The organism is Pseudoxanthomonas winnipegensis, assembly GCF_030322905.1.
In the GTDB taxonomy this organism is placed as follows: Bacteria; Pseudomonadota; Gammaproteobacteria; order Xanthomonadales; family Xanthomonadaceae; genus Pseudoxanthomonas_A; species Pseudoxanthomonas_A winnipegensis.
The window spans coordinates 3,069,779-3,086,950 of sequence record NZ_CP095475.1 but is presented as its reverse complement, the minus strand read 5'-3'; the positions used below and the strand labels follow the sequence as shown (position 1 = coordinate 3,086,950).

At 64.4% G+C, this 17,172-nt stretch carries 14 protein-coding genes; 7 read left to right on the top strand and 7 right to left on the bottom strand.

The annotated features are described in order from the left end of the window. The first annotated feature begins 62 nt into the window (after positions 1-62). A complete protein-coding gene (locus MWN52_RS13665; protein WP_286577746.1) occupies positions 63-1,649 on the top strand; it encodes a M20/M25/M40 family metallo-hydrolase in 1,587 nt (528 codons plus the stop codon). A gap of 94 nt (positions 1,650-1,743) precedes the next feature. Here MWN52_RS13665 and MWN52_RS13660 read toward each other — a convergent pair whose 3' ends face one another. The 5 genes from MWN52_RS13660 to MWN52_RS13640 form a co-directional block, all read right to left on the bottom strand. Further along, positions 1,744-2,385 carry a LysE family translocator gene (locus tag MWN52_RS13660; protein WP_286575042.1) on the bottom strand — a complete coding sequence of 214 codons (642 nt, stop codon included), beginning with the start codon at positions 2,383-2,385 and terminating at the stop codon, positions 1,744-1,746. 76 nt (positions 2,386-2,461) lie between these two features. After that, positions 2,462-3,274 (bottom strand): AraC family transcriptional regulator, encoded by an 813-nt coding sequence (locus tag MWN52_RS13655; protein ID WP_286575041.1) that lies wholly within the window; start codon positions 3,272-3,274, stop codon positions 2,462-2,464. 559 nt (positions 3,275-3,833) lie between these two features. Next, the gene (locus tag MWN52_RS13650; protein ID WP_286575040.1) at positions 3,834-5,612 is read right to left on the bottom strand and encodes a Mur ligase family protein; all 1,779 of its coding nucleotides are present in this window, start codon (positions 5,610-5,612) and stop codon (positions 3,834-3,836) included. An 8-nt stretch (positions 5,613-5,620) separates the two neighbouring features. Then, positions 5,621-8,392, bottom strand: a complete 2,772-nt coding sequence (cphA, locus tag MWN52_RS13645) for a cyanophycin synthetase (RefSeq protein ID WP_286575037.1) — start codon at positions 8,390-8,392, stop codon at positions 5,621-5,623. Further along, positions 8,389-9,231 (bottom strand): cyanophycinase, encoded by an 843-nt coding sequence (locus MWN52_RS13640; RefSeq protein WP_130524845.1) that lies wholly within the window; start codon positions 9,229-9,231, stop codon positions 8,389-8,391. The genes cphA and MWN52_RS13640 overlap by 4 nt, the downstream gene beginning before the upstream one ends. 247 nt (positions 9,232-9,478) lie before the next feature. On the opposite strand from MWN52_RS13640, the gene MWN52_RS13635 reads away from it, so the two are divergent. From MWN52_RS13635 to MWN52_RS13610, 6 genes are all read left to right on the top strand, one after another. Continuing rightward, complete coding sequence (locus tag MWN52_RS13635) at positions 9,479-9,751, top strand: type II toxin-antitoxin system TacA family antitoxin (RefSeq protein ID WP_130528559.1); 273 nt, start codon at positions 9,479-9,481, stop codon at positions 9,749-9,751. 3 nt (positions 9,752-9,754) lie between these two features. Then, the gene (locus MWN52_RS13630; protein WP_286575035.1) at positions 9,755-10,237 is read left to right on the top strand and encodes a GNAT family N-acetyltransferase; all 483 of its coding nucleotides are present in this window, start codon (positions 9,755-9,757) and stop codon (positions 10,235-10,237) included. 344 nt (positions 10,238-10,581) lie between these two features. Continuing rightward, positions 10,582-11,292, top strand: a complete 711-nt coding sequence (locus tag MWN52_RS13625; RefSeq protein WP_286575034.1) for a hypothetical protein — start codon at positions 10,582-10,584, stop codon at positions 11,290-11,292. Between the two features lie 84 nt (positions 11,293-11,376). After that, positions 11,377-11,853, top strand: coding sequence for a hypothetical protein (locus tag MWN52_RS13620; RefSeq protein ID WP_286575033.1), 477 nt, complete (start codon positions 11,377-11,379; stop codon positions 11,851-11,853). A 44-nt stretch (positions 11,854-11,897) separates the two neighbouring features. Next, on the top strand, positions 11,898-13,067 hold the full coding sequence (locus tag MWN52_RS13615; protein WP_286575032.1) for a DUF6161 domain-containing protein: 1,170 nt from the start codon (positions 11,898-11,900) through the stop codon (positions 13,065-13,067). Between the two features lie 27 nt (positions 13,068-13,094). Next, entirely contained in the window at positions 13,095-14,837 is a 1,743-nt protein-coding gene (locus MWN52_RS13610) for a P-loop NTPase fold protein (protein ID WP_286575031.1), read from the top strand. A gap of 445 nt (positions 14,838-15,282) precedes the next feature. Here MWN52_RS13610 and MWN52_RS13605 read toward each other — a convergent pair whose 3' ends face one another. Beyond that, positions 15,283-15,570, bottom strand: a complete 288-nt coding sequence (locus MWN52_RS13605; protein WP_286575030.1) for a hypothetical protein — start codon at positions 15,568-15,570, stop codon at positions 15,283-15,285. Between the two features lie 137 nt (positions 15,571-15,707). Next, a complete protein-coding gene (locus MWN52_RS13600) occupies positions 15,708-17,129 on the bottom strand; it encodes a site-specific integrase (RefSeq protein ID WP_286575029.1) in 1,422 nt (473 codons plus the stop codon). Positions 17,130-17,172 lie beyond the last annotated feature (43 nt).

Below are 17,172 nucleotides of genomic sequence, written 5' to 3'. Positions count from 1 at the left end.
AGACTCGGTGGGTTGCACGACACGACCTTCAACAACGCAGACGGGGATTAGGCATGAGGCGGATGAAATGGGCGGCGCTGGTCGCGGGGCTGGGGATGGCCTTCGCGACCCAGGCCGAGGAAACGGTGGACCTGGCGATGGTCGGCAAGATCCGGCAGGAGGCCTTCCACCGCTCGCAGGTGGCCGACACGCTGCAGTACCTGACCGAGCAGATCGGTCCGCGCCTGACCAATTCGCCGGCCATGGGCCGCGCCAATGCCTGGACCCGGGAGAAGTTCACCGAGTGGGGCCTGAGCAACGTCCACGACGAGGCTTTCGACGACTTCGGCCGCGGCTGGGAGTTCAGCAGCGCCAGCCTGGAGCTGCTCAGCCCGCGCGCCGCGCCGCTGCACGCCGTGCCCAAGGCCTGGACGCCGGGCACCAACGGCGCGGTCGAGGGCGAGGCCATCGCGCTCAACCTCAAGACCAAGGCCGACCTGGACAAGTACAAGGGCAAGCTGCGCGGCAAGATCGTGCTGCTCAGCGAGGCGCGCCCGTACAAGCCCAACACCGAGGCCGCCTCCAAGCGCTATGACGAGGCCGGCCTGCACGAGCTGCTGGACTTCGCCATCCCCGCGCCCACCGACAAGGCCGCGCGCGACAAGCGCCTGAAGGAATACCGCGAGCGCACCGAGCTGGCCAAGGCCACCAACCAGTTCCTGATCGACGAAGGCGCGCTGGCCGCGCTGAGCATCTCCGGCTGGGACGACGGCATCCTGCGCGTGGGCGGTGGCGGTTCGCGCAAGGCCGGCGAGCCGGTCGGCGTGCCCGAACTGGTGGTCGCCGCCGAGCACTACAACCCGCTGATGCGCGCGCTGGAGCGCAAGGACACCGTGCGCCTGCGCGTGCGCTCCGATGCGCGCTTCACCAGCCAGGGCAACGACCCGGGCTACAACACCATCGCCGAGCTCAAGGGCAGCGGCAAGGCCGACGAAGTGGTGATGCTGGGCGCGCACATGGACTCCTGGCACGCCGGCACCGGCGCCTCGGACAACGGCGCCGGCGTGGCGGTGATGATGGAGGCCATGCGCATCCTCAAGGCGGTCGGCGCCAAACCCAAGCGCACCATCCGCGTGGCGCTGTGGAGCGGCGAGGAGCAGGGCCTGATCGGCTCGACCGACTACGTCTCGCGCCATTTCGCCCGCTATCCCGAGCCGACCGACCCGGCGCAGAAGGAGCTGCCGTCCTCGCTGCGCACGCCGACCGGCCCACTGCAGAAGACCAAGGACTGGGGCAAGCTGTCGGCCTACTTCAACCTGGACAACGGCTCGGGCCGCATCCGCGGCATCTACGCGCAGGAAAACCAGGCGGTGATGCCGATCTTCAAGGCCTGGCTGGCGCCGTTCGAGGACATCGGCGCGAGCATCGTCACCAGCCGCAACACCGACAGCACCGACCACATCCCGTTCGACCGCGTGGGCCTGCCGGGCTTCCAGTTCGTGCAGGACCGGCTGGACTACGGCACTCAGGTCCACCACAGCGATCTGGACACCTACGACCACGCCGTCCCGGCCGACCTGCAGCAGGCCGCCGCGATCATCGCCACCTTCGCCTACCAGGCCGCGATGCGCGACGCACCGCTGCCGCGCAAGGACGTGATCGAGGAGTAAGGCGACCGCGCGTCGCGTCCTGGCGACGCGGCGCGCTGTGCGCTGGGTGGGGCCTGCGCGCGCCATGCTTGGGCATGGACGCGCCGGTCGGGATTCAGCGCACGACGAGCAGGGCTATGACCCCGAGCGCGAACAGGATCAGCACCGCGCCAGAGACCCGCTCCAGCCACGGCAGCGCCCGCGCGAAGCGGTGCAGCACCGCCGCATTGCCGATGCACATGGCCACCAGCAGGTCCCACAGCAGGACCACGCTGAACATCCACACGCCGTAGAACAGCTTCCAGCCCGCGCTGGTCTGCGCCCCGGTCAGCATCGCCGCCAGGCTGGCGTAGAACAGGGCGTTCTTCGGATTGAGGATGCCGGACAGAAAGCCCATGCCCATCGCGCGCAGCCAGGACGCCGCGCCGGCCGCCGCGCTGCGCGGCGCCTGGACGCCGTCCATCACCTGCAGGTCGCTTCTGCCGGCATGGACAAGGAACAGCCAGCCCAGATACAGCAGATACAGACAGCCGATCAGCTGAAGGCCGACGAACAGCGCGCTGCCCGGGCGCAAGGCCGACAGGCCGGCGAAGGCGATGAGGATGAAGACGCCGTTGGCCACGGCGATCCCCAGGCAGGCGCCGCTGGCCAGCCGCCAGCCGGCGCGCAGCGAGGTGCGCGCGACCAGGAAGAAATCGGGACCGGGCGAGAGCAGCGCCAGGAAGTGGGCCGCGGCGATGATCAGGAACTGCTGCATGCGGACATCGGTGCTCGAAGGACGCCCGAGTCTGTGCATGCCGACGGCGCGCGTCTTGAACGAAATTGCGCGGGACTCAGTCCCGGTAGCGCCCCGGCGTGGTGCCGGTATGCGCCTTGAAGATCCGCTGGAAATGGCTCTGATCGGCAAAGCCGAGATCGGCGGCGACGTCGGCCAACGCGTCGCCTGCCTGCAGACGCGTGCGCGCCTGGTTGATCGCCTGGTTCAACTGCCAGGCATGCGGGGTCAGGCCGGTCGCGGCACGGAACATGCGGATCATCTGGTAGCGGCTCAGGCCGGCCATGTGCGCCAGTTCCTGCAGCGAGTGCATCTCGGCGCCGGACTGGCTCAACGTGTCCAGCACCGGCCGCAGTCGCTGGCGGCTCGCGCCGGTTTCCCGCGCCGGGAAGACGCGCTGTGCCGGCAGGCGGCAGAAGCGTGCGACGAAGGCGAGGAGGGCGGCCTCCTTCTCCTGGATCGAGGCTGTGGAAAACAGCAGCGCGTTGAGCCGGCAGAAGGCCTGGTAGTGCGCAGGCTCAGCGCTCACCTGGATCGGCGCGCGCTCCAGTGCCTGCGCCTGCGGCCGCTGCGCCTGCAGCACGCGCTGCAGCCAGCGCGCATCCAGATGCAGCATCTGGTAGCTCCAGGCGCTGCCCGGCGCAGGATTGCAGGCATGCACGCGCGCAGGCGGGACCAGCACCAGCGAGCCCGGCTGCAGCACGACCGGGCCCTCGGCCGCGCCGGTGAAGACGCTGGTGCCCACATCGACCGCGCCGATGGAAAAGGTCGGATGGCTATGCGGCCGGTAACAGGCGCGACTCTGCCACGCACGCCTGCTCTCGACATGCGGCATCGCCGGATCGCGCCAGAACTGCGGGGCAGGGTTCATGAGGACATCAGGATGGCATGCCGGTGGCGGTGCGCGCGATGGTGGCTTAGTCGGAGAGGACGTTTGGTCAGGCTGCTTTGCTGCGCTTGGTTCGCTCGACGACTCGGACAGAGGTGCAGACGGCGAGAGCATTTGCCGCTGCAGCAGCAACGGCAACAGTAACGGCAACAGCAGCAGCAACGGCAACGGCAACGGCGCAACCCCTCCCCAGCCCTCCCCTTGGCCTGCGGCCAAAGGGAGGGAGCAAAAGCAAAGCCCGTCATTCCTAAGATCGACAATCGGCACTGCTGTTCGCGAATCAAGCAGACAGCAACACCGCCCAGTAGTCCTTGTCGATCGCATGATCGGCCCCCTCCCTTTCGCGAAGCGAAGGGGAGGGCTGGGGAGGGGTGCTCTTCGCGCCATGCTCGGCTGGCGCAACCCACTCCCGGCCTCAACTTGCTATGCACGGAAATGGGCAAAGCCGCAGCTTCACATTCAGCCGCTCAGCCGCTCAGCCGCTCAACCAATCGGTCAATCGGTCAATCGGTCAATCGGCGCGCGCAGTTGCATGACGGCTCTATCCGACTCGATCCACAGACTGCTCCGGAACCGCAGTCCCCGCCCGCCATCCCAAAGCGACCATCTCATCCAGCAGCGCCACCACCTGCGCGCGGTTGGCCAGCTCGTGCACAGGCAGTACCAGCAAGTCGCCTTCACTGGCCCAGGCGAGCAGGCTGCGCGCGGCCTGCACCTCGTCGGGCTGCAGCTGCAAGCGTTGCGGATCCAGGCCGTCGGCCAGTAGCTGCGCATGCATCAGCGCCGGTACCGAATCGGCATCACGACCGCGGGCATAACCCGGCAGTTCCTTGAGAATCACCCGCTCCGGCGCGTACGCGGCCGCGACATGCGCGACCGCGCGCAGATCCTCGTCCTGGCGATTGCCGGCATGGCCCAGCAACAGCCCCAGCCGACCGCCGCGTCGCGAAGCGTCGAGCGCATCGAGCAGGCTGCGCAGGCCCTCAGGATTGTGAGCATAGTCCACGACCACGCGCGTGCTGCCGAATATCCACTGCTGCAGCCTCCCGGGATTGTCGTCCGGGTCCTGCCCGAAGCGGGCGAGCACCCGCGCAATGGTCCCCGGCGAGATGCCCAGCAGACCACCAGCCAGAGCGCTCGCCGCGAGATTGCCCAGGTTGTAGCGCGCGCGATCGCCCAGACTCAGCTGCATCGCGGCGGTGGGGCCGAGGTCGTGTTCGACACCGGCCAGCGCCAGCCACAGATGCGCCTCACGCACGCCGCACGTCGGCTTGCCGAGCGCGCGATGCAGCCGCAGCAGCGGCTGGTCGAAATCCAGCGCGAACCACGCCAGCGGACACGACAGCGCGGTAGACTGCGTGCGCAGAAACGCATCGTCCGCATTGAGCACCAGATGCGCGCCCACGCCCACCGCGCGGGCCACGCTGAGCTTGACCTGCGCCAGCATGTGCAGGTCGTGCACGCCGAACTCGCCGAAGTGGTCGTGCGCCACATTGGTCACCACCGCCACATCGGCCTGTTCGATGGCCAGGCCGTGGCGCAGCAGGCCGCCGCGCGCGGTCTCCAGCACGGCGGCGCGGGCCTGGCCCTGGCGCAGCGCCTCGCGCGCGCCGGCCGGCCCGGAGAAGTCGCCGCTGTCCAGCGCCTGGCCCTGGAAGAACACACCATCGGTGCAGCAGTACGCGGTGTCCCCGGCATGCGCCTGGCACAGCGCGGCCAGCAGGCGCGTGGTGGTGGTCTTCCCGTTGGAGCCGGTCACCAGCGCGGTCGGGATGCGATGCAGGCGCGGCCAGGGCACCTGCGCCGGATCGGGCAGTTCGTCGACGAACCAGCTGCGCGCGCCACTGCCGCTGCCCAGCGTCAGCTCGTCCTCGTCCAGCAGGAAGGGCAGGGCGCGGGCGCGCGCCTTGCGCTGCAGGGCGAGCAGGGTCGGCTGCGCCTCGGCCGCGGCGCAGGCCTGCAGCGTGCGCAAGGCCTGCTCGATGTCCCAGGTGGCCGCATCGCCGGGCGCGTGCAGCGGCTCGGCCGGGCTGTTGCTGGCGATCCACCATGCCCAGACGTTCAGCGCGGTGGCGGTGTGCAGCTGATCCAGCGGCGCGGAGAAGGCGAGCGTGGCGCCGCTGGCATGGCGATGCCGATAGCGCGCGCCGGTCGGCCAGCCCAGCCGCGCCACGGCCTCGCGCACCAGCGCGTCCCAGCGCCGCAGCGCGTCCAGGTCGAACGCCTGCCCGGCCGCGCTTTCCAGCGCCGTTCCGGTGTCGGCGAAATAGACATTGGGTCCGGTCAGCCGACGCGCGTGTCGATAGGGCAGGGCCTGCATGGCGCGGCTCAGTCGGTCTCGCGGCGGAACACCAGGCCCCGCGCGTCCTGCACCACGCCCCCGGGCAGTGCGTCGGGCGTCTCCTCGTCGTCCTGCGCGTGCGTGGTCCGCTGCACGGGCGAAGGCGCGGCGCTGCCCTCGGCGCGGAACTTGGTGATCTGCTTCCAGGTGCGGCTGAGCTGGTCGGCGAAGATCAGCACCAGGTCGCCCGGCCGGCCCATGCGCAGCGCGGCGTCCACCGCCTGCTGTTCGTCGGGGATCAGTTCGATGGCCTCGGCGTCCACGCCCGCCGCGCGCAGGGCGCGTGCCAGGCGCTGCGGCACCTCGTCCTCGCCGCGTCCGCGCAACGCGTCGTCGCGGCGCACGATGTAGTGGTCGAACTGCCCGGCCACCGCGCGGGCGACGGCGTCGATGTCGGTGTCGCGGCGATCGCCCGGCACGCTCAGCACCACGATGCGCCGGCCGTCCACGTCCATGCGCCGCGCCAGGTCGGTCATGGTCGCCGCGGCGTGCGCGTTGTGCGCGTAGTCCATCAGCACCTTGAAGGGATGTTCCTCGAACAGGTTGAGCCTTCCTGGCGACTGGAAGAAGGTGGTGTCGAAGGTGCGCAGGCCCTGGCGGATCGCCTCGAGCCTGAGCCCCAGCGCGAAGGCCATCGCCCCGGCGAACATCGCGTTGGACACGTTGTGCGTGGCGCGGCCCTCCAGCGTGGCCGGGATTAGATGCGTCCACAGCAGCGGCAGATGCGCGCCCTTGTCGTAGAGCGTGATCATCTGGCCGTTGACGCCGTCTTCCAGCGCGCAGGCGCGGCCGCCGGCGCGGATATGCGCACGCACCAGCGCATGGGCAGGATTGGTGGTGACGTAGCAGACGTTGCGCGCCCGCGTGTAGGCGGACATGCGCAGCACCAGCGGGTCGTCGGCGTTGAGCACCGCGCAGTCGCGCGCCACCTCCACCACGATGCGCTTGACCCGCGCCAGCTGCGCCAGCGTGTCCACGCCCCGCGCGCCCAGGTGATCGGCGGCGACGTTGAGCACCGCGCCCACGTCCACCTCCGGCACGCCCAGCCCGGCGCGCAGCAGGCCGCCGCGCGCGGTCTCGAGCAGGGCGATGTCGATCTGCGGATCGCCCAGCACCATGCGCGCGGCGAGCGGGCCGGTCATGTCGCCCTCGACGGTGCGCTGGCCGTCGATGTACACCCCGTCGGTGCTGGTCATGCCCGGCACGTGGCCGGCCATCTTGGCGATGTGCGCCAGCATGCGCACGGTGGTGGTCTTGCCGTTGGTGCCGGTCAGCGCCGCGATCGGCACGCGGGACGGCGTGCCGGGCGGGAACAGCATGTCCAGCACCGGCCCGGCCGCATCGCGCGGGCGGCCCTCGCTCGGCGCCACGTGCATGCGCAGGCCGGGCGCGGCGTTGACCTCGCAGATCGCCCCGCCCACCTCGCGATGGCTGCGCGCGATGTCCGGGCTGATGAAGTCCACGCCGGCCACGTCCAGGCCGATCGCGCGCACCGCGCGCACGGCCATGTCGCGGTTGTCGGGGTGGATCAGGTCGGTGACGTCGGTGGCGGTGCCGCCGGTGGACAGGTTGGCGGTGGCGCGCAGGTACACCACCTCGCCTGCGGCCGGCACGCTGAAGTGGCCGTAGCCGACGCGTTCGAGCATGGCGTCGGCCTGTTCGTCCAGCTCCAGTTGGGTCAGCACCTTCTCGTGGCCGATGCCGCGGCGCGGATCGGCGTTGACCCGGTCGACCAGCTCGGCGATGTCGGCCACGCCATCGCCGACCACATGCCCGGGCGTGCGCCGGGTGGCGGCGACCAGCGCGCCGTCCACCACCAGCAGGCGGTGGTCGTCGCCGGCGATGTAGGTCTCCACGATCACCGAGCGCGCGTGTTCGCGCGCGGCCTCGAAGCCGGCGACGATCTCCTCCGGCGTGGACAGGTCGATGCTGATGCCGCGCCCGTGGTTGCCGTTGTACGGCTTGGTGACGACCGGGCCGCCCAGCGCGCGCGCGGCGCGCACCGCGCCTTCCAGCGTGGTGACCAGGCGCTGCTGCGGCACCGGCAGGCCCAGTCCGGCCAGCAGATGGTTGGTGGCCTCCTTGTCGCTGGCCAGCTCGACCGCCAGGTGCGGCGTGCGCCCGGTCAGCGTGGCCTGGATGCGCTGCTGATAGCGGCCGTGGCCGAACTGGATCAGCGAATGGGTGTCCAGCCGCAGCCACGGGATCCCGCGCGCCTGCGCCGCGGCGACCAGCGCGGCGGTGGACGGGCCCAGTGCGCGCCGCTGCGCGTAGAGGATGTAGTCGACCCTGGCCGTGTCCCAGCTCCAGCCATCGTCCGGCGCCGCGTCGCCGCGCAGGGGGGCGGGCATCAGCGAGGTGAGCAGGCGCAGGGCCAGTTCGCCGGCGGCCAGGCCTTCCTCGCGCTGGGTGTAGGCGTAGACCACCCGCTCCAGGCCCGGCGGCGCGTCCTCGCCGAGCAGGGTGGCGCCGAAGCGCACGTCTTCGCCGGCCATGGCCTGCACCGCCAGCGCCATGTGCTGCAGGACCTCGCTCAGCGGCAGGCCATCGCCCGCGCGCAGGCGATGGGCGAAGTCGCCCTGCGCGGCCAGGCCGGGCAGGGCGGCCAGCAGCGCCTCGGCGAAGGCCGGCCCCAGCCGGCCGCTGGGCCAGTCGCGCAGATCGCCCGGGTCCAGGTCCAGCCGGATCACCGGCTCGTGCGCGTAGATCGAGGGGCCTACATAGACCGCGCGTTCGACGATGCGCAGGGGCCGGCTCATGTCGGCTCCCGCGCCAGCGTGCCGGGCGAGGCCGTGCGCGTGGCCAGGTTGTAGGTGGCCCCGGCCAGCAGCAGATGCATCTTCAGGCCGAGCATGCACACCGGGTCGCGCTCGCTGGCCTCGGCCATGGAGGAGAACTCCAGCTCGCCCGCATCGACCACCGTGACCGCGCCGGAGCCTTCCACTTCCAGCGTGTTGTCCGGGCCGATGAAGGCGGCGGTGTCCTCGTCCAGGCCGATGCCGATGGCGAAGGGGTTGTAGGCCAGCGCCGCCAGCAGCCGGCCCAGCCGGTCGCGCTGGCGGAAGTGCTGGTCGATCACGAAGCGGTTTGTCAGCCCCAGGCCGGGCGCCAGGCGCACCGAATCGGCCTGCGGCGCCGCGCCTTCGCGGCCGAAGGCGATCATGTGCTCTGACAGGATCGCCGCCCCGGCGCTGGTGCCGCCGACCGGGATCCCGGCCGCGTTGCGCGCGCGGATCAGCTGCGCGGCCGGCGTGCCGCCCAGCAGCGTGGACAGCCGCAGCTGGTTGCCGCCGGTGAAGAAGATCGCGCTGGCCTGCTCGATCCGCGCCAGCCGCGCACGGTCCTGGCCGTCGCGGCGGGTGCCGAAGTCCAGCACCTCCACCTGGCGCGCGCCGAGTTCGTCGAACAGTTGCTCGTAGCGCGGCCCGGCCTCGCGCGACTGGCTGGCCGTGGGGATCACCGCGATGCGTGCCGCCTTGCCCCCGGCCAGCGCCACGAAGCGGCGCAGGATGCGCGCATCGCGCCCCTTGTCCTCGGCCCCGCCGATCGGCACCAGCCAGCCCCGCGCCGCGCCTTCGGCCACCTTGCTCGGACACATGACGCTGCCGCTCCTCGCCCGTTCAAACAGGCCGGGCAACGTAGCACGCGGGGTGTGGGCGGGCCGTCCGCGGGGTGACCGGCGGCCGCGGCGTCGAGCGCGTGTCTGTTCGCCTGGGCCGGTAGCCGGGCCTCGGAGTTCGACGAAAGAACGACGGCCCTGCCGTGCCCGCAGACGCGCTGTGAACCAAGATCCGTGCACAGACGAGGCGTACGGTATACTTCCGTACAAGTACAGGAGCCCTGTCATGAGCGTCTCACCCGCCCGTCTGGATCTGCGTCTGGCAACGCACGACAAGGAACGCATCGCCCGCGCCGCCGCGTTGCGCGGCATGCCGGTGTCGTCCTTCGTGCGCGACGCCGTGCTGCGCGAGGCCGATGCCGCCATCGCGGCCGACGCGGTCGTGACCCTGTCCAGGACCGAATCGCGCCACTTCCTGGAGGCGCTCGACGCACCGCTGCGCCCCAACGCACGCCTGAAGAAGGCGATGGACGCCGCGGCGCGCGTGGCCAAGCGCTGATCCGTGGCGCTGGCCTTCGCCGTCCTGGACGGCAAGCGGCACGACCGCGACGGCTTCCGCTGCGGCGTGGCGGCGCTGGACGACTATCTGCGCCAGCGCGCGGGGCAGCACCAGCGCGACGGCATCGCCACCACCCATGTCCTGATCGACGATGCCGCCCCCGCGCGGTTGCTCGGCTACTGCGCGCTGTCGGCCGCGCAGCTGCATCTGACCGAGCTGAAGCCGGCCGATCGCAAGCGTCTGCCCGCCTATCCGGTGCCGGCGATCCGCCTGGGCCGGCTGGCGGTGGCGCAGGCCGAGCAGGGGCGTGGCCACGGCCAGCTGCTGCTCGGCCATGCGGTCAATCTCGCCCTGTCGGTGCGCTCCACGCTGGGCGTGCGCGTGATGGTCGTCGATGCCAAGGACGGGCGCGCTGCGGCGTTCTGCGAGGGCTTCGGCTTTCGCCGCACGGCCTCGGCGGCCATGACGCTCTACCTGCCGCTGTGACCCGCGGCCCGCAGCCCGCGTCCAGCCGGTACAATCGCTCCCCGCGCATGGCCCCGTAGCTCAGCTGGATAGAGCGTCCCCCTCCTAAGGAAGGGGTCAAATTGTGGCGGTGGCCCAGGGTTTGATAACCCCTTGTTTCGTAACGCTGTCGATCATGCAGTAGAGGGTGGTGACGCTGGTTTAGACACCTCGAAACAGCATCGAACATCACTTGTTCGCCACAGCTTTGCCACGGGCTTTGTGGCTTGGATCCCATTGCAAAGGCAAGATCGAAACGGCTCCCGCTAGGCTGGGTCGTGATCGCAATGGCAGAGTGTTGGCTCTCGTCTGCAAGTGGGTCTTCCGTGACTGAAATATTTCAATATCTCGATGCTGCCGAGCAGTGCTCGGGGGCTGTTCGCGAACAGCAGGCGATCGCGCTTGGCCGTTGTGCAGAAATAGACGCGCTTCTTGTCCGGGCATCGAGCTTGCCGCCGAAGATGATCCCAGTGGCAAGGCTGTTGAAGATGAGTGCGCGGGGGATGTTCTTTGCTTCTGTTCGAACTGCTTTAACGGGGTATCGAGCGGCGCTTTTCCCGACACTGCGGGCGTCACTTGAAGCCGCTTGCTACGCGCAAGAGGTCGAACAGAATCCTGAACTTTCAGATATTTGGATGAGTCGGCAAAAGAGCGAAGAAGCGCGCAAGCAGTGCCGTAAAAAGTTTTCTGATGCCGTGCCGCACTGCTGTGACCGACTCGGCCGGCGCATGCCGGACAATGCGAGACTCATCCGATCCGTCTATGACCACATGATCGATGACGGTGCGCATCCTAATGTCCGTTCCATTGTTCCCGGGCTTCACTTTGAGGACAAAGAGGATGTTGTGGAACTTTCAATGGGCTTTGTGGTGCCAAAGCAGGTAAGGAACTCCCTCTTTTGTTGCTACGAGATTGGTCTTTTCACCGCATGGGTCATGGGCAATGTAGAGCCCATGGATCACGACTTTTGGATCGAGGCGAGTCGTCTCAACGATCAAAAGAATGACTGGGAAGCGGAGATTCAGTCGGGCAGCTAGGTGGGACCTTGGCCGCTACCTGCGATGGCCTCCCCGCATGCTTGGGCTAAGATGAGTTGATTCCAGGGACGGCATCGGTCACACATGTCTGCAAGCGCGCTCCAAACGCTCCGTCAGCTGTATCCGCAGCGCTATGCGCTTCGGCCCGAAGAAGTGGCCCATGTGCTTCGTGGTCAGAGCACCAGAGGGGTCGTGCAGCGCGTTCGAGAAGGGATGCAATCAGGGCGCTATCCAGGTGCCCGGAAGATCGACGGATTGATCCAGATGCCGCTCGAAGCCTTAGCTGAGATCCTGGATCCGGCGCCCGGGCCTCAGCCTGTTGTTCCAATCATCACGCCCTCTGTCTCACGGCGTCGCTCGGCCATTGGTCCGCGCCTGAGCTTCGTGCGCGCGGCAGGCTTCTGGCAGGAGGTGATGGGAGCGATCGGGGAAGCGGAGCTTGCTGTTGAGTTGGCCGAAGTTGCAGCGCAAGTTCTTGGTGAGCTTCACTACGAAGAGGCTAAGGGGAAGGCTGAGCGTGCCAAGCACGCGCTAATCAAGGATCAGTGCGGGCCGGACTAGAAGCGGGCAGCGCTGCGCATAAGTGATATGCAACAGGGGGATGTATGACCGATATCAAGCTTTACGACGAAAGCCGTGTGCTGCAATTTGATTCTAGAACCCAAATTCAGAACTGGCTCAAAGAGGAGGTTGAGGCTTGGAAGGGCCTAGATCTTGATCCGACCGACAAGCTTGGTGCCGCGTTTGCCAGCGAGCATTCCGACTTCGTCGAAGCGTTAGCTCGCTTTGTTGAGGCTTCTGACCCTGATGAGTCGCTGGTCGATGTCTTCTCTCCGGTGACAAGGGGGCAGGTGTTTACACACAGCTCGTCCAATTTTCCGACGCTGCGGATGATGTCGAGGAGGAGCGGCAATGCGTTTGGCGTGGCCTATGCCGCGTTTCGTTCTGATTACGCAGCGCAGTGGCGACGATCAACCTTCACGGCCCAACAGATCGCCTGGTTGCGCAGTGTAGTTATGATATCCGCAAGCCGTTTTGACCCTGATATCGATCAGGTAGAAGAAGTGCGGCAGGTAAGCGAGAGGCTGAATAAGAAGCAAGCTGATTTAATTGAAAAGCTTGAAGCCCACGTTGAAGAGCAGACTCAGCAACTTGAAAAGTTCAAGAACGACTTTGATGTGAACGAGCATGAGCGTGACGAGTCTTGGGGCGTAGGTCAAGTCAAGATTCAAAAGGAGTGGGCTGATCAGTCAAAGATTCGTGCCGACGAGTGGGATGCGTTGAAGAGGATTTACGACACAGAGCTGGGATTGCGAGCCCCGACAACCTATTGGCAAGATCGCGCCAAGACGCAGCTCAGGGCGGCAATCGCCTATGGAATAGTCTTCGCTGTTGTGATGGCAGCTTTTTCGTGGATCTTCACCACAATCGGCGTTCCGTATCTCTCTGGTATCAGAGAGAAGGCTAATGTCTTTGTTGCACTGGCTCCTTTGGTCATACCAGCTTTTGCCGCAGTATGGATCCTGCGCATCTTGGGTCGGCTTTTGTCTGAGAGCCTGTCACTGATGCGCGATGCAAGCGAAAGAAAAACCTTGGTAATGACTTTTTTAGCGCTTATGAAAGATGATTCAACAGGGCGATCGGTGATCAAGGATGAGGATCGCATTTTAATTCTCCATGCCCTGTTCCGACCTTCCAGCGGCGCGGTTGTCGATGACGCTCCGCCTGTCCACTGGTTCGATCTTCTTTCAAGCCGCGTTGGCAACAAGAAGTAGTCCCCAAACAACTAGTTCTCAGAAGCCATGCAGCAGCTTGATCACTACCTTAGGAATCCCCAGCCTGGCTATGCCTGCCTCATCACGGGTGGCTGGGGTGTTGGGAAGTCCTTCCAGTGGCATATTTACGCGCGGAACTTGCAGGACATGAAGCCGATCACCTTCTCGGCTGCCGGACTGCAAACAGCCGAGGATCTCGAACGCGCTCTGTTCCAAGCATCGGTTGATGAAATTGCGGGCACAACCGTTGCAGAGGTCGGTGCGGTGATTGGTCGTGCCCTTCTTCGCGTAGCGAAAGTGGACCCCGATGACATCAAATGGAAGGCTGATCTTACGCGGGACAAAACGGTTGTTTGCATTGATGACATCGAACGATTCGCAGGCTCTTTCAATGTCATCTTTGGTTTCATCGTAAACCTCATCGATGCCAGCGGCGTTCACTGTGTTCTCATCGCAGACGAGAGCAGGGCGCTGATCAAGTTTGACGACTATGCGTTGTTCAAAGAGCGAATTGTCGGAAAGACCCTCACGGTGAGGCCTGAGTCAGCACAGTTCTGCGAATACATCATTAAGGGATTCTCACGACGTCAAAATCGTGAGTCGCTGCTTGCTGGTCTCGATGCTTTGCTGGGGCTTATAGATCAGGCCAAGCTGGAAAATTTGCGGACTGTGCGTTTCTTCCTCACTGAGTTGGACCTCCTCTGCGCCGAACTCCCAACAGAAGTCCTGCCTCACGTGACGAGTAGTCACCTGCCGGCTGCGGTTTTGTTCTGGACACGGGCTGTTGCAAAAGCAGCCGGAAGTGAGAGGGTCGCACGGCAGGTTTTTGCTAGCGATGCCGTGGGGATTTCGCTCGCTCTGCGCGAAATCGCCAAGCAAAAAGGACATGTGAGAAGCGAGGAAAAGGACGAGCTTGGCGACCTGCTGGCCGATTTGAATTTAACAAATGCGGCTAGTGCATGGCCGATGTCACAAGCATTCATTGATCACATGCAGGGGCAACAAGGTGTTGACTATGCACGCTTGGCCACCGACTTTGGGTTGCTGGAACACCAGCGCGCATATGATCCTGTTGAAATTATTCATCACTACGAGAGATGGTCCGATCAAGAGGTTCAAGAGGCCATCGTCGCGGCAAGAGCCGAGTTTCACAATCAGGACGGCCTTCCACTGATGAGAATTCATCAGTTGTTTCGAAGTCTCTATTTCATGAGCGAGTTGGGTATTTTTGAGGTCGCCCCTGACGACTGGACCCGGGGAGCATTGGACCGCCTGGACGAGCTATCTTCTGAATTAGATCGCATTGAAGTTGCGGCTTTTGAAATTTGGCCCGCCCCGTATGATGAGAATGAAACGCAAGTCGTCGATAAGCTGCAAGCGCTCAACGAGGATCGAAATAGAGTTGCGGAGCGCGATCGACGAAAGAAGGCTCTTCGAACGCTATTAGAAGGAGGGGCGCCTGACGGGGATATGTCGATTACACCAGTCTTTGAAGATATGCCGGCGCCGGAAGAATTCCTAATTGAACTCAAAGCACTTGGAAGCCAGGCCGTCAGCAGATTTTCTGGAATTTTTCGTCGGCGGATGCAAATCAGCAATGCTCGTGACTTCGTCAGTCAAGATCGAGACTATGCAGCCGCATTGATGGAAGTGATCGAAGAGCAAGTTCCGATGAGGCGCCCTATGAGCGTGCTTGACGCGGAGCTTCGAAGGGCGATGACCACTCTGCGGAAGTTTGTGGAAAAGATGGATGGAGCAGTCGATAGATAGGCCACAGGATCCTCCCATGTCTCGTCGCAATGCCTGAGACCAATCGCGGCCATCCTGTGCTCATGCCCTCCCGACATGCCCACCGCGCGGCATTGCGCCGCTCCAAAGAACCTTCTGTGATCCCGCCTAGCGGCTTGTCAGAGCTTCCGCTCCTTCCTACTGGCATGGCTTGGCGGAATCCGGTGCGGGACTACGATTATGATCGGTCGGAGTGGCAGATCTACATTGTCTTACCACACGCCTCGGTAGAGCTGGCGCGCGTCAATCAAGTTGCCGATCAGACCTTCGAAGTCAGAGCTGGCGAAGACCATACACGGTGTGACACCGCCGCGCCCGCCTTCGCCCTTGCACTGGCCTGGGCCAGGCCGACGTTCGATGGCCCGTCTTCACACCTGGGTGGAGCGGGACGCTAAGCAAGCGCTATGCCGCTCCCATCACTGCAAGATCAAGAGTCACCCTGAGTATTTTTCATATACATACTGAGGTTCTCAGCTTCTTGTGCATAGCGGTCCATCGCGTCATAGAGATGGTGGCCCTCAAACGCGCCATGGTGTTTTTCGGCTAAGTGCATGATGGCGTTCTCGATATCATAAGCATCCAGCGGAGTGCATAAGGTTTTGCAAGCGAGCGCAACCGCGCGATGGAAGCGCTGCTCATCGAGTGGGTGAGCCGTATGCCAAGTTTCAACTTTCATCCAAGGATCGAGCGCTTCCAGGAGGGTGTCTTTGCTCATGTTGCGTGCTCCATGCTCAGGGTGGGGTAGAGCGGCGACGAAGTCTCAGTATGCCTCAGGCTGGCGGGAGTGCCGCAACCTGAGTTGAGATATGTCGTTGTCTATACAAAGACAAAGCCAAAGCGGCGCGCGATCAATCAGGGATGGAAGCCCTTGCCGCTGTTGAGCATTTCATCAAACTGGCCTCGCCGGTATTTTGGCAAGTTCACAGCCGGCGTAAACATGCTCAGGGTCTTGATCATGGTGGTGACTTGGTTTGGAACATCGTCGATGAGGTAATAGTCCACAAGCGCTTGAACCTCATGATCTTCGGCATGGCCGGTGAGGATGGCGATGTCCAGGCGAGGCACGCCCTTTTGGCTTAGGAAGGTTGCGAAGAAGTGTCGAAAGGCATGAAACACGACGCCCTTCGGCGTCCCGACCTCGCTTTTAAGGTAGGCACTGAACGATCGGCCGATCGCGTCGCTATACCCAATCACACTGTCTGCGCCTTCGAGGGTGATCGCACGCGCGCGAAGGTGCGGGAAAAGCCGATCATGACGAATGAGAGAGAGATCAGATACATAGTCCAAGAAGCCAGCATCGATCAAAGGTTGAGCGATGGGGATCACACGGCGCGACGATGAATTCTTCAGTTTTTGCAGCGCTTTGGTCAGCGTAAGACTCGTCTCATCAGCGTCGGGAGTAACGCGAAGCGAGAGGCAAGGATGTCCGCCTATGTAGAGAACATCCGCCTTTTTGAGCTGCGAGATTTCGTTCACACGTGCTCCCGTGTAAAGGCAAAGCATTGGAATCCACCAGCGATCTGGACGCGTGCCCCAAGCGGTAAAGCGCTCCGGCTCAAACATGCTGTTGAGTTCTAAGAGACTAAAAGGACGTCGAACTTTAACGACATTAGCTAAGTTCACATGCTGTCCCACGGTTCTTGCAGGATTTCTAAGGATTGCACCTTCCAAGTCCAAGCTATTGAACAGCGCATTGATCCGGGTCATGTGATTTCTGTATGTATAAGCAGATGGCTCGTCGGTGTTCTCCGCGCAGCCAAGTGCTAGGAGTTCAGGAACACTTAGACCCCGACAGTCTTTTCGAATACCTGCATTTTTGGGGAGCCAGCGCAATGCGTCGAAGAAGGTCTGTGTGTCGGCTTTGGTGATTTCATCAACAGGCTTGTCGCCGACAACCCTCATGAAGAATAGAAGCGTTGTTCGCGTGTCCCTGATGTTCTTTCCGTCCGTTTTACTTTGACGCATCTCGACCAAGCGTGCCGAAATGGCGCTCGATAGTAATAGCGGCTCGCGTGCTTTCGATTCAGTGGTCGAGGTGGTGTGGAGGGGCTGGCCCTGGTCTAGGGGGAGTGGCCCTGGGGCGGCGAGGGCTTGCACGATGCGGAGCAGCGATGCTTCGAACCGATCGTATGCGGCCTCGCCGACGAGTCTGGCTCCTTTGAACGAGATGGGGCCAGCAAGCACCTCTTTGAAGTGATAGATCTGGCAAGCTTCGGCAAGACTTGTGGATCCTGGCGTATTTAGCGGATTTCGGGAAAGATCATCATCAGACATAGTCGCACTCAAAATTGATAATGCCTGCAAACTAGTTTTAGCT

Excerpts from the sequence above, each read along its gene's own strand:
- MWN52_RS13665 (WP_286577746.1), top strand. The coding sequence starts at position 63 with ATGAAATGGGCGGCGCTGGTCGCGGGGCTGGGGATGGCCTTCGCGACC.
- MWN52_RS13660 (WP_286575042.1), bottom strand. The coding sequence starts at position 2,385 with ATGCAGCAGTTCCTGATCATCGCCGCGGCCCACTTCCTGGCGCTGCTC.
- MWN52_RS13655 (WP_286575041.1), bottom strand. The coding sequence starts at position 3,274 with ATGAACCCTGCCCCGCAGTTCTGGCGCGATCCGGCGATGCCGCATGTC.
- MWN52_RS13650 (WP_286575040.1), bottom strand. The coding sequence starts at position 5,612 with ATGCAGGCCCTGCCCTATCGACACGCGCGTCGGCTGACCGGACCCAAT.
- cphA (WP_286575037.1), bottom strand. The coding sequence starts at position 8,392 with ATGAGCCGGCCCCTGCGCATCGTCGAACGCGCGGTCTATGTAGGCCCC.
- MWN52_RS13640 (WP_130524845.1), bottom strand. The coding sequence starts at position 9,231 with ATGTGTCCGAGCAAGGTGGCCGAAGGCGCGGCGCGGGGCTGGCTGGTG.
- MWN52_RS13635 (WP_130528559.1), top strand. The coding sequence starts at position 9,479 with ATGAGCGTCTCACCCGCCCGTCTGGATCTGCGTCTGGCAACGCACGAC.
- MWN52_RS13620 (WP_286575033.1), top strand. The coding sequence starts at position 11,377 with ATGTCTGCAAGCGCGCTCCAAACGCTCCGTCAGCTGTATCCGCAGCGC.
- MWN52_RS13615 (WP_286575032.1), top strand. The coding sequence starts at position 11,898 with ATGACCGATATCAAGCTTTACGACGAAAGCCGTGTGCTGCAATTTGAT.
- MWN52_RS13610 (WP_286575031.1), top strand. The coding sequence starts at position 13,095 with ATGCAGCAGCTTGATCACTACCTTAGGAATCCCCAGCCTGGCTATGCC.
- MWN52_RS13605 (WP_286575030.1), bottom strand. The coding sequence starts at position 15,570 with ATGAGCAAAGACACCCTCCTGGAAGCGCTCGATCCTTGGATGAAAGTT.
- MWN52_RS13600 (WP_286575029.1), bottom strand. The coding sequence starts at position 17,129 with ATGTCTGATGATGATCTTTCCCGAAATCCGCTAAATACGCCAGGATCC.